This window comes from Bradyrhizobium sediminis, from assembly GCF_018736085.1.
In the GTDB taxonomy this organism is placed as follows: Bacteria; Pseudomonadota; Alphaproteobacteria; order Rhizobiales; family Xanthobacteraceae; genus Bradyrhizobium; species Bradyrhizobium sediminis.
In genome coordinates this window covers 4,520,427-4,535,082 of record NZ_CP076134.1, presented here as the reverse complement: position 1 = coordinate 4,535,082, position 14,656 = coordinate 4,520,427, and the positions used below count along the sequence as shown (strand labels likewise).

The window sequence follows — 14,656 nt, the reverse complement described above, 5'->3', positions numbered from 1 at the left end:
GGACAGCCGGGCCGGAATGTTCGCCCGGCATGCCTCAAAGACACGGATTTCCATCCGCTTTCAACGGCGCTGGACGCATGCGACCATGCAGGGCAAGGTTGTTCCGGTGGGAGCCGCGCTCCGCCCCTAGGCCGTCAGTTCGTCAGCAACGGCGCCCGCGGCCAGGGCGGCGTCATTGGGATCGATCTCGATCTGTAGGCCGCGCTGCCCGCCATTGACGAACACGGTCAGATGGCTGAGCGCCGCCTGTTCGATCGCGACCGGCACGCGCCGCTTTTGCCCGAACGGGCTGATGCCGCCGACATGATAGCCGGTCAGCCGCTCGGCATCGGCCGGGCGCATCATGTTAGCCGCCTTGCCGTCGAACGCCGCGGCGAGCTTCTTCATGCTGACTTCGCGATCCGACGGCACGATCACGCAGACCGGCTTGCCGTCGACCTCGGCCATCAGGGTCTTCAGCATGCGCTTCGGTTCGACGCCGAGCGCCTCGGCGGCCTGCAGGCCGATCTTGTTGTCCACATTGGAATCGTAGACATAAGTGTGCAGCTTGAAGGCGCAGCCAAGCTTCCGCAGCGCAAGGGTCGCAGGCGTGGTCTTCGACATGGCGCCGCCGCTCCTCGTCAGATATCCTGGAAGTTCAGATAGCAGAGTTTCGGGCGCGTCGTCACGCCTGCTCGGATCTTGTCCGCTTCAGCCGGGACATAGCCGAGCCGGCGCCACAAGGTCGCGCCCGGCAGCATCACCAGGACCAGTGCGATCGCCGTCAGCACCAGCAGGCGAGGCACGGTGCCTCGCGGCCGGCGCTACCTGGCGCGGCGGGGCCGCAGCATCACCGTGACGCCGACGACGATGAGCAGCAGGGGCCACCATTGCGCCAGCAGCTTCTTGATTTCCGCCGCCGGCGCGACATCGAGATTGATCAGGAGGAAGACGACGCCGAGCAGGATCAGGATCACCGCACCGATATGCAAATGCATGTTCGCCTCCACAGGCTCTCAGTGCCGAACTGATCGCACTATTAATAACACTGTCAATATAATGCTGCTACGCCCTTGACCTGCGTCAACCCAGGGCAGGAAAAATCAACAGAACCTCCATCAGGTTGCGAAGCATCCCGTCACATTTCGATTGGACGAGGAGGGGTCGAATGGCTCAGGCGCCAGTACGCCGAATTTACGGTCCGGAGCGAATGCTTGCTTTCAGCGACGGGGTGATTGCCGTTGCGATGACGCTGCTGGTTCTCGATATCAGGCTTCCCCCAATGAGCGGCAGTGTCAGCGATTCCCAACTCGCGGACGCCCTGGTTGGAATCCTTCCCAAGCTCGGGATGTACGCGTTGAGCTTCGTCGTCGTCGGGTCGATCTGGCTCGCCCACCACCAGAAGTTCTCCTACATCGAACGTGTCGATCGTCGGCTGATGCAGCTCAATCTGCTGTTCCTGATGTCGGTCGGCCTGGTGCCGTTTGTGACAAGCCTCGTCAGTGAGTACTCCAACAAGGTCGCAACCATGGTATATGCAGCGAGCATGATGACGACGCTGTTGCTTCTGGCAGCAACCGGTTGGTACGCGGCGCGTCATGCCGATCTCATCGCCAAGACCGCGCCTCGCGATATCGGGCGCGAGCTGATTCTCGTTCCACTGCTGTCGGCGGCAGTATTCGCGGCTTCGATCGCAGTGGCCTTGCTGGATTCCACCGCGGGCCGCTTGATGTGGGTGCTGACGTTTCCCGTCACGCTGTTCGCGGTTTTGAAACTTCCGCGGATGACGGATACGTGACGGATCGAACGGTCGCGGCCGTTCATTACACACTAGGTTTACCGGCTTCCGGCGTGCGGGTTTGACTCACGTCAATGTCTGGCGACGGCGGTCCGATATCGTTGTGCAATTAAAGTCGCCCTTTACCCGCAATCTCGAAAGGATCGCGCATCATGAGCAGGAACGTTGGATCGGTCGATCGGATCATACGTGTCGTAGTGGGGCTTCTGCTGATCGCATACGCCATTCCCATCGGCTTCTCGCAGACCGGCTGGAATTGGGTCGGCTGGATCGGTGTGGTGCCCTTGCTGACAGCTGCCTTTGGCTATTGCCCGGCCTACTCGCTGTTCGGCATGTCCACCTGTCCGCTCAAACAGCAGAGCTGACGGCGCGCGTCGTTCAATCGATCTGGGCCTCGTGCCCCTGAACCGGAGAGAACACCATGGCAGCAAGATTCGGGATCGTGCTGGTTGCTTCCGCAGCCTTGGGCGTCAGCGCGCTGCTGGCGACCGCCACCGCACAGCCCGGTCCGGGGCCCGGATTCATGGGCCCGGGCATGATGTCGGGTCCCGGCATGATGGGGCCGGGAATGATGGGCCGCCGCGGTTTCGGCGCCATGTGCAATCCGGGCGCAACCGGATTTGCGGAGTGGCGGGCCGACAGGATCGCCGAGCTGGTCAAGCTGACCGACGCGCAGCGCGGCAAGTTCGACGAATTCAAGGCGGCGTCGATCAAGTCGGCCGAGGTCATGCGCAACGCCTGCCAGACCGATGTTCCCGAAACCATCGTGGGGCGAACCGAGGCCATGGAAAAGCGCATGGACACGATGCTGCAGGCGATTCGCACCATGCGGCCCGCGCTGGAGGTGTTCTACGCAACGTTGAGCGATGAGCAAAAAGCCAAGCTCAATTCCAATTACGGCCGCGGCCGGTTCGGGCGCTGGCGCGACCGCTGGTAAACGGGCGGTGCCCAGCTTACCGGCTAAGCTGGTGACATGAACGAATCACCCGATAAACCGGCCGGCAGCCTGCTCGGCCGTCTGTGGAGCCGGCTCGGTCCCGGTCTCGTGACCGGCGCGGCGGACGACGATCCCAGCGGGATCGCCACCCACAGCCAGATCGGCGCGCAGTTCGGCTTCGGATTGGCGTGGACGTTCGTCCTTAGTTTTCCGCTGATGGTGGTGATCCAGGAGGTCGCGGCCCAGATCGGCCGCGTTACCGGGCGCGGCATCGCGCTCAATCTGAAGCGGCATTACCCGCCGTGGCTGCTGCGGCTGGTCGTGACGCTGCTCCTGGTTGCCAACATCATCAACCTCGGCGCCGATCTCGGCGCGATGGGCGCGGCACTTCAGCTGCTGATCGGCGGGCCGGTGCAGCTTTACACCTTGCTGTTCGGCATCGTCTGTATCGTGCTCGAGGTCTGGCTGAGCTATCCGCGCTATGCGGCGGTCCTGAAATGGACGACGCTTTCGCTGTTCTCCTATGTCGCCGTCGTGTTCGTCGCCGACGTGCCGTGGACGGCCGCGCTGAAATCGCTGTTCATTCCGACCATCGACCTCACCGGCGCTTCCGCCATGGCGATGGTGGCGATCCTCGGCACCACCATCAGCCCCTATCTGTTCTTCTGGCAGGCCGGACAGGAAGTCGAGGAGCAGCACCGCCACCACGCCAAACCGCTTTGCGTGGCGCCGAAGACCGCGGGGCCGGAGCTTGCCCGCATCCGCATCGATACGATCACCGGGATGGCGTTCAGTTCGCTGGTGTCGCTGGCGATCGTGTTCGCCACCGCGGCGACGCTGCACGCACACGGAATTACCGATATCGCCACCTCGGCGCAGGCCGCCGAGGCGCTGCGTCCGATCGCCGGCGGGTTCGCCTTTGCGCTGTTCGCCATGGGCATTATCGGCACCGGCCTGTTGGCGGTGCCGGTGCTGGCAGGTTCGGCGGCCTATGCGGTCAGCGAGGTGTTCGGCTGGGCCGAAAGCCTCGACGCCCGGCCCAACGACGCCCGTGCCTTCTATGCGACGATCGCGGTGGCGACATTGCTCGGCGCGGCGCTCAATTTCGTCGGGCTCGATCCGGTGAAGGCGCTGTATTGGGCGGCGGTCGTCAATGGCGTGCTGGCAGCGCCCCTGATGGCGGTGATGATGCTGATCGTCCGCAACCCGCGGGTGATGGGGCGGTTGACGGTATCGCGGTCGATGGCGATCTCGGGCTGGGCCGCGACCGCGGTGATGGCCGCGGCATCGCTGGGGTTTTTCGCGCTGCGTTAGAAGGCCGCCATACCCGGCCGTCGCCGCCCTGCACGATTGCCATCGTACGGCCACAAATTTTCAGGGGATATCAATGGGTTGAGGCTCTTCTAACCCGGTCCCGAGGCCCCGTTCTTGCTTGCCTAGATCACCTGCTTCCTTTATCCGATGGTGTGCCTCGCATGCGAGCGGCCCCGGCCGTGTTTTGGCTGGGGGCGTACGCGCGAGCATGATCCGGAAAAGCGGGACCGGTTTCCTTCGGGACAAGCCGGCCGGTTGCCCCGGAGATCGTGCTCCAACGAAGCGAGTTGCAGAGGGATAACTTACGAAATGGCCAATGTCGTCGTCGTCGGCGCCCAATGGGGTGACGAAGGGAAGGGCAAGATTGTCGATTGGTTGTCGGAGCAGGCCGATATCGTCGTGCGCTTCCAGGGTGGCCACAATGCCGGCCATACCCTCGTCATCAACGGCATCACCTACAAGCTGGCGCTGTTGCCCTCCGGCGTGCTGCGGCCGTCGAAGCTCGCGGTGATCGGGAACGGCGTGGTGTTCGACCCGCAGGCCTTCCTCGATGAAGTGACAAAACTGAAGAGCCAGGGCGTCGCCATCAGCCCGGACAATCTGCGCATCGCCGAGAATGTCACGCTGATCCTGCCCCTGCATCGCGACCTCGATTCGATCCGCGAATCCGCCTCGGCCCTGACCGCGATCGGCACCACGCGGCGCGGCATCGGTCCGGCCTATGAAGACAAGGTCGGCCGCCGCGCCATCCGGCTGATGGACCTCGCCGATCTCGATACGCTGCCGCACAAGATCGACCGGCTCTTGGCGCATCACAATGCGCTGCGCCGCGGGCTCAAGCTGGACGAGATCGATGGCGCGGGCATCCTGAAGGAACTGACCGCGCTGGCGCCGCAGCTTCTGCCTTACGCCGAGACGGTGTGGCGGCTGCTCGACCAGAAGCGCCGCGAGGGCAAGCGCATCCTGTTCGAGGGCGCGCAGGGTGCGCTGCTGGATGTCGACCACGGCACCTACCCCTACGTCACCTCGTCCAACACCGTCGCGGCGCAGGCGGCGACCGGCACCGGCATGGGGCCGAGTGCGGTCGGCTACGTGCTCGGGATCTGCAAGGCCTATACGACCCGGGTCGGCCAGGGCCCGTTCCCGACCGAACAGGACAACGAGATCGGCCGCCGGATCGGCGAGCGCGGCCGCGAGTTCGGCACCAATACCGGCCGGCCGCGGCGCTGCGGCTGGTTCGACGCGGTGCTGGTGCGCCAGACTGTGCGGACCTGCGGCATCAATGGACTGGCGCTGACCAAGCTGGATATTCTCGATGGTTTCGACGCCATCGAGGTCTGCACCGGTTATATGCTTGATGGTAAGGAGATCGACCATCTGCCGGCGGGCGAGGGCGCCCAGGCCCGGGTGGTTCCGGTCTACGAGACCATCGAAGGCTGGAAGGAGCCGACCGCCAATGCCCGTTCCTGGGCGGATTTGCCGGCCCAGGCCATCAAATATGTCCGCCGGGTCGAGGAATTGGTAGGCTGTCCAATCGCCTTGCTTTCCACCAGCCCCGAACGCGAAGATACTATTCTGGTACAGAACCCGTTCGAGGCTTAACGAGATATTACCGGGAAGTCCGCATTGTTGAGTACAAATGGCTGATTACTACCCGCTGATCGCCCGCGCCATTGCCGGACTGGATCCCAGTGCCCCCGGCGAGAGCCGCCGCGCGCTGTATGAGCGGGCGCGCACCGCGCTGATCGCGCAGCTGCGCAGCGTGCAGCCTCCCTTGAGCGAATCCGAAATCACCCGCGAGCGGCTGTCGCTGGAAGAGGCCGTGCGCAAGGTCGAATCCGAAGCCGCCCAGCGCGCCCGCGACGCCTCGCGCAGCGCCCGCGGCGGCGACGGAGGCCGCGCCGGCGATTCTTTCCGCGCCACCACCCGCCCCGCAGGGCGGCCGGCCGAACCGGCGCCGCCGCCGGCCGCCGCCCAGCCGCAGCAGCCACCGCCGCGGCCGCGTCCGCCCGGGCCGCCGCCGGCCCGCAACGAACGGCCGCCGCTTGGCCAGGATGACCGCGCCCCGCGCGGCTCGCGCCCCGACGCCGCGCCGCCGCTGCCGCGTCCGCAGCCGCCGCAACCGCAGGTCTCGATGCAGGATCCGCAGCTGCCGCCGACCCGGGAGCGGTCAGGCGCGCCGCGCCGCGGTTCCGACAGCGCCATCCCGCAGGCGCCGGGCATGCGCGGCTTCCGCGACATCGCCGCCGACGCCGACGATCTCGGCCGCGCCGCCGCGCAGGCCAGCCGCGCCGCACGAAAGACCTATGCCAACGTGCCTTCGCCCTCGCCGGAATTCGACCGGCTCGAGCCGAGCATGGAGAATCGCGGCGCCGATCCCGACGCGCCCTATTCCTATGACGAATCCGTCGAGGAGGCCGAGCGCTATGCGCCGCCGCCGCAGGCGCCCGCCGCGCGCGCCCGGATCGGCCAGGATCGCGAACCGAAGAAGCGCGTCCGCACCGGCACGGTGTTTCCGTTCAAGAGCGCGATCGCGGTCGGCCTGGTCCTGATTCTGGTGGGCGCCGGCATCCTGTGGGGCAAGTCGCTGGTGACGGCGGTCAGCGGACTGTTCAAGTCGCAGCCCGCGGTGGTCGAAGCCCCGAAGGATCCCTCGACGTCGCTGTCGAAGCCGAAGATTCCAGATCGCGTCGGCCAGCCGTCGTCGGACCAGCTCGCCCCGGTGGCGCAGCGCGTGGTGCTGTATGACGAGGATCCCAGCGATCCCAAGGGCAAGCAATATGTCGGCTCGGTGATCTGGCGTACCGAACCGATCAAGGCGTCCGGCAACCAGAAGGCCGATATCGCGGTGCGCGCCGACATCGAAATCCCCGACCGCAAGTTCAAGATGACGATGTCGTTCCGCCGCAACACCGACACCTCGCTGCCGGCCAGCCATACCGCGGAGCTGACCTTCATCCTGCCGCAGGATTTCACCGGCGGCGGCGTCGGCAACGTGCCGGGCATCCTGATGAAATCCAACGAGCAGGCGCGCGGCACGCCGCTGTCGGCGCTGGCCGTCAAGGTCACCGACGGCTTCTTCCTGGTTGGCCTGTCCAACGTCGATTCCGAACGCTCGCGCAACCTGCAGCTCCTGAAGGAGCGCTCCTGGTTCGACGTGCCGCTGGTCTACGTCAACCAGCGCCGCGCCATCATCGCCATCGAAAAGGGCGCACCCGGCGAACGCGCCTTCAACGATGCGTTCGCGGCGTGGGGCGAGTAGACTTGCGTTAAGCCCGCCCCGGATTTCGCAAGCGCTCCATCCGGGCTACGGGACTGAAGTAGGGCGGTAGGGTGGGTTAGCCGAAGGCGTAACCCACCATCTGTGCGCAGGGTGAGACACTGGTGGGTTACGCTGCGCTAACCCACCCTACGATTCTGCGGACATTCAAATTCGAATTTCAAACAGCAGATATGCGTCCGCATTCTCGCGGCGGGAAGCGCCCGAGGTTTACGTGTCGTTGTCCCTCCAACGAAGAGGGAGCAGGGAATACCGGATGCGCGCTGCACCCGCGGTCTCGTGTGCAAAATGCACGAGTAAAAAACGCACACGAGCATACAGGGCAGCGGAGGCAATCCGACATTCCCTGCGCAATGGCTTTACGGCTTATAGCGCGCTCTTGTGTCCGCAAAATCTGCCAGAATGTGCGAACGGGCGGTTCTCACCAACCGCCCGTCGCTGGATCTGAGCCCGTTCGTGCTCGAAGGCCGTTAGAGCCTGCCGGGGAGCGTGGGACAGATCCGGTGTCTTCCTCAACCCGAACAGTTGCATGGGCTTAGAGCCCGGACCGAGCAAGGAAGGGAGCTGGATGATGGCACAAAATGATCTCGTTGTCGCGGGGATCGATGTCGCTAAAGACAAGGTGGATGGTTGCATTCGTTCGCTGTCGTTGAGGCGCACGTTCGCAAACACGGCGGAGGGCCGGCGCGAGTTGGCCTCGTGGCTCCGCCGGAAGAAGGTCGGCAAGGCGGTGATGGAGGCGAGCGGCGGCTACGAGCGCGAGTGGGCCAAGGTGCTGCGTGACGCCCGGATCGAGGTTCGGATCGTCGATCCGAAGCGGGTTCGCAGCTTCGCTCAATCGGCCGGGCGGCTCGCCAAGAATGACACGATCGATGCCGAGATGATTGCCTGGTTCGCCGAGACCTTCGACGAAGCTCGGGGCCAGGCCTACGATGCGACGCGCGAGCAGCTTCACCAGATGGTCAATGCGCGCCAGGCACTGAAGGATATGCAAACCAAGCTGGCAAGCCAGGGCGAGCATGCGTTACCGGCTGCGGTGCAGCGGATTCACGCCCGGATATCGAAGACGATCGCCGTCGAGTTGGTCAAGATCGAGGCTGAGATCTCAGCCATGATCCAGGCCACGCCGCGTTTTACCGAACTCGCCGAGATCATCGAAAGCGTTCCGGGACTCGGCCGTGTCACCTCTGCTGCGCTCATTGCCGCCATGCCGGAGCTGGGCCAGGCCAACAACAAGATCGTGGCCTCCTTGTTGGGTGTAGCTCCTTACGATGACGACAGTGGCCGACGTCGAGGCGAACGGCACATCAAGGGCGGACGGCGCCGGACCCGCAACATGTTCTATATGGCCTGCCTTGGGGCGGCGACACAGCACAATCCAGTGTTGAAGGCCTTTTACGACCGCCTGGTGGCGAAGGGAAAACTGAAGAAGGTGGCGCTCACTGCCTGCATGCGCAAGCTGATCAGCATTCTCAACATCATGATCGAGCGGCGCCAGAAGTGGGACGCCAAACGCTACGCGGTCAGCTGATCGAGCGAACCCTGCGCTCGGTCCAGGACCGAGCGCATGCAAAGCCAAAAGACCGGTGAGCGGACGGGGTCAAGGCCGTCAGCCGCCGAAGGCGGTGGCGCGCAGCGCCAGCCTTGAGGCCGGCCGATCACAGGTCTACGTAAAATACAGTTGCTCCCCGGCGATCAGGATTTGCTTGTCACCGTCATCCGCGGGAAGTTTTGCTTCCCGCGAACTTGAAGCCAACCTCGAGGCGTTCAGGACCACACGGCTTCGCCGTCCGCTTGAGCCACGCTCGTCAGTCGTAGCTCCCGCGTCCACCGCATCCCACCGCGCGTTCGTGACGATCGCGACCCGCCCCTCTCATCGGGTGAGACGCGCGGAGCTATAGAGATGATTTGCCCAGCCTCGACGGGTTGTTATGTCGCGGCCGGGTCGCAAGATTTCGCTTGCGCGCGAGGCGAAGCAGTTCGCGCTTTGATCAGCCCGCGGCACGCCGCTGTCGGCGCTGGCCATCAAGGTCACCGACGGGCGCGCGCGGGTGAGGATGGAATCTCTACCCTGTGCGGCTGGGATCGGCTTAAATGGGTTTGCACCGTAGCGAAAATCGTTATGCTGGCCAAAAGACACGAAAGTAAATCATGAAACGCTATCTGATTTTCGCAGCCCTCGGCCCCTTCCTCGGCGGATTCCTGCTGCTGCTGGCGACCACCTACACGTCGGGCTACTGGACCCAGACCAACATCGGGGAAATCAAGAAGCTGCTCGCAGTGTTCGCGAGAACGCTGCAATACGCCTATCTGTTCGGCATCGTGCCGGCGCTGATGATGGCGGCGGTGGACGATATTCTGCTCCACGTCAAACGGATCGGCCCGGTCGCGCGGATGCTGATCGTCGGCGCGCTCGCCTTCGTCGCGTCGGAATTGCTCTTCGGATCGCGCGGGCCCGACTCCGGCGCCGTGCAGTTCATCCTCTACGGCCTGCCGGGCCTGGTCCCGGCGATGATCGCGTCATGGCTGGCACATAAATACGCCGAGCCGCAAACCGTGCCGGCTGCATGAGCGCGACCGCGTGACGCAGCTTGCGCTCGTCCGGCGCGCTACCATGTGATGGCGATGTCGAACGAAGAGATCATATTCCCCAGGGCCGCGCGTGCCCGCGCCTCCGGCGCCACGTTCCGCGGCGCGCAGGCGTGTGGCCCGGTCATCGATCAGGAGGGGCGCGAGATCCGCCCCGAGGCGCTGGGCCCGCAGGGGAGCGGCTTCCATTTCGAATTCGGCAATTCAAGCGCCAATCCGTTTGCCGATCTCACCCGCGAGCAGCGGATGGCGCGGCTCGATGCGCTGGCGAAACTACTCGACGTCGCCTTCATCGTGCCCGGCACCAATATCCGCTACGGCATCGATGGGCTGATCGGACTGATCCCGGTGGTCGGCGATCTCATCACCACGGCGATCTCGCTGTGGCTGGTGCGCGAGGCGCGCGCGCTGGGCGCGCCCTGGCATCTCACGGCAAGGATGCTCGGCAATGTCGCGCTCGACGGCGTGGTCGGACTGGTGCCGGTCGCCGGCGACGCCTTCGACGTCCTGTTCCGCGCCAATGTGCGTAACGTGCGGATGCTGAAGCGCTGGATGGACAAGCAGCCGCGCTAAAGCGGGATGGGGTTAGGTTGAATCGATTTGGGATTCCCAAATCAGCGTGTTTCTGATTCACCATGCAGGCTGGGTTAGGAGGCCAGCATGTATGGGCAAGCCTTACTCTCTGGATTTGCGCAAGCGTGTCGTGACGGCAATTGAGGGAGGGATGTCCCGCAATCAGGCCGCCAAGCGGTTTGGGGTCGCGATCAGCACGGCCATCGGCTGGATGCAGCGGGTCGAGGAGACCGGCAGCGTTGAGCCTGGCCAGATGGGTGGCCACAAGCCGAAAGCAATTTCGGGAGACCACGCGGTCTGGCTGTCGCAGCGGCTCAGGGACAGTGATTTCACCATACGCGGGCTCGTTGCCGAACTCGCCGGACGCGGCCTGAAGGTCGACTACCACTCGGTGTGGGACTTCGTGCATGCCGAGAAGCTCAGCTTCAAAAAAAAGCGTGGTGGCTGGCGAGCGCGATCGTCCCGACGTGGCGCGGCGGCGGGCCCAGTGGACAAAGTATCAAGGTCGCGTCGAAGCTGAGCGGCTGGTCTTCATCGACGAGACCTGGACCCGGACCGATATGGCTCCCTTGCGGGGATGGGCACTGCGCGGGCGCAGACTGCCCGCCAAGGTTCCCCACGGGCGCTGGAAGACCATGACCTTCCTGGCGGCCCTGCGCCATGACCGGATCGATGCGCCATGGTTCATCGAGGGACCGATCGATGGCGAGAGCTTTCGGACCTATGTCGAAAAGGCTCTCCTGCCGACCCTGCGGCCCGGCGACATCGTCGTCATGGACAATCTCGGCAGCCACAAAAGCAAGAGCGTGCGTCAGCTCATCCGTTCTGCCGGTGCCAAGCTGTTCTTTCTGCCCAAATACTCACCCGACCTGAACCCGATCGAACAGGTCTTTGCCAAGCTCAAACATCTGCTCCGAAAGGCCGCCGCGCGAACCGTCGATGCGGTTTGCGCCGTAATCGGTCAGTTGCTCAACGCCTTCACACCCCAAGAATGCGCCAACTACCTCAAAAATTCAGGCTATCGAACCTAATGCCATCACGCTTTAGCCCGCGCTGCTCAACGGAACGCGGGACCCGCAAAAAGCAATGCCCCCGGAGCCGATCCGAGGGCATGGGCGCTTTGAGGCGTGAGGTTACGCGGCGTCGGCGTCGGCGTCGTTGCCGGCAGGCGCGGGCTCGGGCGCACGCGGACGGCGAGGCAGCGGGAAATCCTGGCTCTCATAGAGCGTGCGGATGCCGCTCTGGTCGAAGCGGGCCTCGTCGACCTGCAGATAGGCGCCGTTCAGCGAATCCGCCGGCAATTCCTCGATCGCGAAGCGAACCGCTTCAGCCGCGGTGCCAAATCGCCGATAGGCGAATCCGGCCCGCTTCTTCTTGCGGATCGCGGCAGGGAACAACTCGGCGGCAGTATTGTAACTGAAGGCAGCCATGGTCAGTGACCTCTAATCTTTTCGTGGGAACGCGGTTCGCAATCGCGAACGTATCGTGCGGGTGGGTTCAAGGCCGCGCCGGCACACGTCATTTCAGGACAGTCTTTAATATAAGCCCGTTTGCCAGAAATGCGACTCCTGACGGGCGGGATGATGAATCCGGGCACCCCGATACCGTGACCGAAATTAATCCTGTTATTTCAATGTCTTGTCGTGATCAGAGCTTGCGGAGCAGCACCAGGACGATCAGCACGACCAGAATGACGCCGCCGAGCCCCATTCCGGAATGGCCCATGCCAAAGCCATAGCCGCCGAACCGGCCGCTGTAGCCGCCGAGCAGGATTATAATTAGGATGATGATGAGTATCGTTCCGAGCGACATGGCACTCTCCCCGAAAGGCGGCCGGCGAACGAGATCTGCCGCCCGGCCTGCCCCAAGCAAAGCATATCCCGGGCGATGGTTCCACCGCGGGGAACCATGCCGCTCATGCGAGTTCGGTACCGGCCTTTTGGGGCGACCCAGTATTCCAGAGACGCCAGCCATGGTGCCGTGAAGCCGCGGCGTACTGGATCGCCCGGTCTATACGGTTGTGGCGGACGTCTTGCCAAGCCCCAGTTTCTGCCCGGGAGCGAAGGGGGCGTCGAATTCCCGACTTGCTACTTCTTGCCGTCCTCGATCGGCACGATCTTCAGCGGCGAGGCGTAGGGTTCGACGCGGAGCGACTCGCTCGCAATCAGTCCGACCTGGCGCAGCGGCGCCTGCTCGAGGTCGCCGGTCGGCGCCTTGCGCACCGCATATTGCCACACGCTCATCGAGCCCTTGGCCACCAGCATCTTGGCGATCCCGCCGGCGTTGTTGCCTTCGAGCTTCGCCAGTTCGTCGTCGGTCATCCCGATGACGATTTCATCCTTCGAGGTGATGACCTTGAACAGGGAGACCTTGTCGGCGGCAAAGGCGGGCTGGATCACAGTGCTCTCCATGATGAGGCCGGCGAGGCCAATTCCAAGCAACAGGCGCGTGGAGGTTTTGGACATTTCAGACTTTCCCGGGGCTTGGGCGCGGACAAGCCGAAAGACCTTGACCAAGGAAACAAATGCCCCGCGCGACCGGTATTTGGTCGCACGGGGCGGACGATACGTTCGAACATGGGAGAGATTATATTGACGGACTTTCGCCCGACCCATCTGCCGTCATTGCCGGGCTTGACCCGGCAATCCATCACCTCGAAAAAACTGTTCTTCTTTTGATGGATGCGCGGGTCAAGCCCGCGCATGACGAGTGAGTGACACCCGCCGCCGTATTATTTCGGCTGCAGCTTCAGCGCCGCCGAATTGATGCAGTAGCGCAGCCCGGTCGGGCCGGGGCCGTCGTCGAAGACGTGGCCGAGATGGCCGTTGCATTTCGAGCACAACACTTCGGTCCGGATCATGCCGTGGCTGATGTCGCGCTCCTCGTCGACATGGCTCTCCGCCGCCGGCGCGGTGAAGCTCGGCCAGCCGCAGCCGGAATCGAACTTGGCATCCGATTCGAACAGCGTCTGGCCGCAGCCGGCGCAGGTATAGGTGCCGGCGCGCTGCTCATGCTCGTACTCGCCGGAGAACGGCCGCTCGGTCGCCTTCTCGCGCAGCACCGCATACTGCATCGGCGTCAGCTCCTTGCGCCACTCGGCCTCGCTCTTCTCGATCTTGCCGGTCATCGATTTGGTGTCGGGCATGGAGTCTCCTTGAGATTTGGATCGTCATTGCGAGCCCACGGGTCGGCGCGAAGCGCCGCCCGATGATAAACTCCGCGAAGCAATCCAGTGTGAGGGAAGCACTATGGATTGCTTCGTCGCTGCGCTCCTCGCAATGACGGGAAGCATTGTTTCAGTTGGTAACCTTGGCGCTGCTCACCAGCGTCGGCTTCTCGATGTAGTTCTCGGCGAAAATCTTCTTCAGGTTTTCGACCTTGGGAATGTCATTATAGGCAATATAGGGCTGGTTCGGGTGCAGTGTCAGGTAATCCTGATGATAGGCCTCTGCCGGATAGAACGCCTCCAGCGGCCCGATCCTGGTCACGATCGGCTTCCTGTAGACCTTGGCGGCGTTGAGCTGGGCGATATAGGCCTCCGCGACCTTCTTCTGCTGGTCGGAAGTGGTGAAGATAGCCGAACGATACTGCGTGCCGGAGTCCGGTCCCTGCCGGTTCAGCTGGGTCGGATCGTGCACCACCGAGAAGAAGATCTGCAGGATCTTGCCGTAGCTGATCTTCTTCGGGTCATACTTGATCTCGACGACTTCGGCATGGCCGGTCGCGCCTGAACTGACCAGGGTGTAGTTGGCGGTCGCCTTGCTGCCGCCGGCATAGCCGGAGACGGCGTTGACGACGCCGGCCGTATGCTGGAACACGCCCTGCACGCCCCAGAAGCAGCCGCCGGCGATCACAGCGGTCTGGATGCCGTCGGCCGCCTGGACGTCGGTGGTGGGCGCGGGAATGATCACGGCATCCTCGGCGGCACGCGAGGGCGCGATCGACAACGCTGAAATCGCCAGCGCGCCGATGGCGGCGGCACAGAGCGAGAGGCGGTTGAGGCTGCGGGACATGGGGGTTCCTCTGGGTGTCAGCGGATTGGTGGACAGTCTGGGGCGGAAGCCGCGCTTTGCAATCTGTAGCTCCACTCGATGCCCCAAGATACGCGGCGGAGCGCGCGTTGTTACGGCGGAAAGCACACGAGTTCGTGAACAAGAGCGGCGCTATGCCAGGGCGTTAGCGGGCC

The 14,656-nt window shown here is 63.9% G+C and carries 19 protein-coding genes; 11 read left to right on the top strand and 8 right to left on the bottom strand.

All coding sequences use genetic code 11. The annotated features are described in order from the left end of the window. Positions 1-126: 126 nt before the first annotated feature. From ybaK to KMZ29_RS21815, 3 genes are read right to left on the bottom strand one after another with little or no spacing between them, the layout of a single operon-like run. Positions 127-603, bottom strand: a complete 477-nt coding sequence (gene ybaK, locus KMZ29_RS21825; protein WP_215621144.1) for a Cys-tRNA(Pro) deacylase — start codon at positions 601-603, stop codon at positions 127-129. Between the two features lie 17 nt (positions 604-620). Further along, the gene (locus KMZ29_RS21820) at positions 621-785 is read right to left on the bottom strand and encodes a hypothetical protein (RefSeq protein ID WP_215621143.1); all 165 of its coding nucleotides are present in this window, start codon (positions 783-785) and stop codon (positions 621-623) included. 18 nt (positions 786-803) lie between these two features. Further along, positions 804-977, bottom strand: a complete 174-nt coding sequence (locus tag KMZ29_RS21815) for a LiaF transmembrane domain-containing protein (RefSeq protein ID WP_215621142.1) — start codon at positions 975-977, stop codon at positions 804-806. Between the two features lie 170 nt (positions 978-1,147). Between KMZ29_RS21815 and KMZ29_RS21810 the strand changes: the two genes are divergently transcribed. The 10 genes from KMZ29_RS21810 (at position 1,148) to KMZ29_RS21765 (ending at position 11,501) form a co-directional block, all read left to right on the top strand. Then, entirely contained in the window at positions 1,148-1,777 is a 630-nt protein-coding gene (locus KMZ29_RS21810) for a TMEM175 family protein (RefSeq protein WP_215621141.1), read from the top strand. 152 nt (positions 1,778-1,929) lie between these two features. Then, complete coding sequence (locus KMZ29_RS21805; RefSeq protein ID WP_215621140.1) at positions 1,930-2,142, top strand: YgaP family membrane protein; 213 nt, start codon at positions 1,930-1,932, stop codon at positions 2,140-2,142. Between the two features lie 56 nt (positions 2,143-2,198). Beyond that, complete coding sequence (locus KMZ29_RS21800) at positions 2,199-2,714, top strand: Spy/CpxP family protein refolding chaperone (RefSeq protein WP_215621139.1); 516 nt, start codon at positions 2,199-2,201, stop codon at positions 2,712-2,714. 36 nt (positions 2,715-2,750) lie between these two features. Then, positions 2,751-4,028 (top strand): NRAMP family divalent metal transporter, encoded by a 1,278-nt coding sequence (locus KMZ29_RS21795; protein ID WP_215621138.1) that lies wholly within the window; start codon positions 2,751-2,753, stop codon positions 4,026-4,028. Positions 4,029-4,337: 309 nt separating this feature from the next. Then, positions 4,338-5,630: an adenylosuccinate synthase gene (locus tag KMZ29_RS21790; protein ID WP_215621137.1), complete on the top strand. Its 1,293-nt coding sequence runs from the start codon at positions 4,338-4,340 to the stop codon at positions 5,628-5,630. A gap of 37 nt (positions 5,631-5,667) precedes the next feature. Further along, complete coding sequence (locus tag KMZ29_RS21785) at positions 5,668-7,290, top strand: hypothetical protein (RefSeq protein WP_215621136.1); 1,623 nt, start codon at positions 5,668-5,670, stop codon at positions 7,288-7,290. 586 nt (positions 7,291-7,876) lie between these two features. Then, a complete protein-coding gene (locus tag KMZ29_RS21780; protein WP_215620192.1) occupies positions 7,877-8,839 on the top strand; it encodes an IS110 family RNA-guided transposase in 963 nt (320 codons plus the stop codon). 620 nt (positions 8,840-9,459) lie between these two features. After that, a complete protein-coding gene (locus KMZ29_RS21775; protein ID WP_215621135.1) occupies positions 9,460-9,879 on the top strand; it encodes a DUF5413 family protein in 420 nt (139 codons plus the stop codon). 48 nt (positions 9,880-9,927) lie between these two features. Then, positions 9,928-10,470 carry a DUF4112 domain-containing protein gene (locus tag KMZ29_RS21770; protein ID WP_215621134.1) on the top strand — a complete coding sequence of 181 codons (543 nt, stop codon included), beginning with the start codon at positions 9,928-9,930 and terminating at the stop codon, positions 10,468-10,470. 91 nt (positions 10,471-10,561) lie between these two features. After that, positions 10,562-11,501, top strand: a protein-coding gene (locus KMZ29_RS21765; protein WP_369810043.1) for an IS630 family transposase whose coding sequence is annotated in 2 segments (ribosomal slippage) — positions 10,562-10,897 and positions 10,899-11,501 — 939 coding nt in all. Because the reading frame shifts where the segments join, the coding sequence is not laid out codon by codon here. Positions 11,502-11,603: 102 nt separating this feature from the next. On the opposite strand, the gene KMZ29_RS21760 is transcribed toward KMZ29_RS21765, so the two are convergent. The 3 genes from KMZ29_RS21760 to KMZ29_RS21750 form a co-directional block, all read right to left on the bottom strand. Next, a complete protein-coding gene (locus KMZ29_RS21760) occupies positions 11,604-11,900 on the bottom strand; it encodes a hypothetical protein (RefSeq protein ID WP_215621132.1) in 297 nt (98 codons plus the stop codon). Positions 11,901-12,117: 217 nt separating this feature from the next. Next, positions 12,118-12,282, bottom strand: coding sequence for a DUF3309 family protein (locus KMZ29_RS21755; RefSeq protein ID WP_215621131.1), 165 nt, complete (start codon positions 12,280-12,282; stop codon positions 12,118-12,120). Positions 12,283-12,557: 275 nt separating this feature from the next. Then, a complete protein-coding gene (locus tag KMZ29_RS21750; protein ID WP_249779548.1) occupies positions 12,558-12,935 on the bottom strand; it encodes a hypothetical protein in 378 nt (125 codons plus the stop codon). Between the two features lie 59 nt (positions 12,936-12,994). Here KMZ29_RS21750 and KMZ29_RS21745 point away from each other — a divergent pair, with 59 nt between their 5' ends. Next, on the top strand, positions 12,995-13,183 hold the full coding sequence (locus KMZ29_RS21745; protein ID WP_215624430.1) for a hypothetical protein: 189 nt from the start codon (positions 12,995-12,997) through the stop codon (positions 13,181-13,183). A gap of 18 nt (positions 13,184-13,201) precedes the next feature. On the opposite strand, the gene msrB is transcribed toward KMZ29_RS21745, so the two are convergent. Both msrB and msrA read right to left on the bottom strand, forming a co-directional pair. After that, the gene (gene msrB, locus KMZ29_RS21740) at positions 13,202-13,615 is read right to left on the bottom strand and encodes a peptide-methionine (R)-S-oxide reductase MsrB (protein ID WP_215621130.1); all 414 of its coding nucleotides are present in this window, start codon (positions 13,613-13,615) and stop codon (positions 13,202-13,204) included. Positions 13,616-13,766: 151 nt separating this feature from the next. Beyond that, positions 13,767-14,483: a peptide-methionine (S)-S-oxide reductase MsrA gene (gene msrA, locus KMZ29_RS21735; RefSeq protein ID WP_215621129.1), complete on the bottom strand. Its 717-nt coding sequence runs from the start codon at positions 14,481-14,483 to the stop codon at positions 13,767-13,769. Positions 14,484-14,656 lie beyond the last annotated feature (173 nt).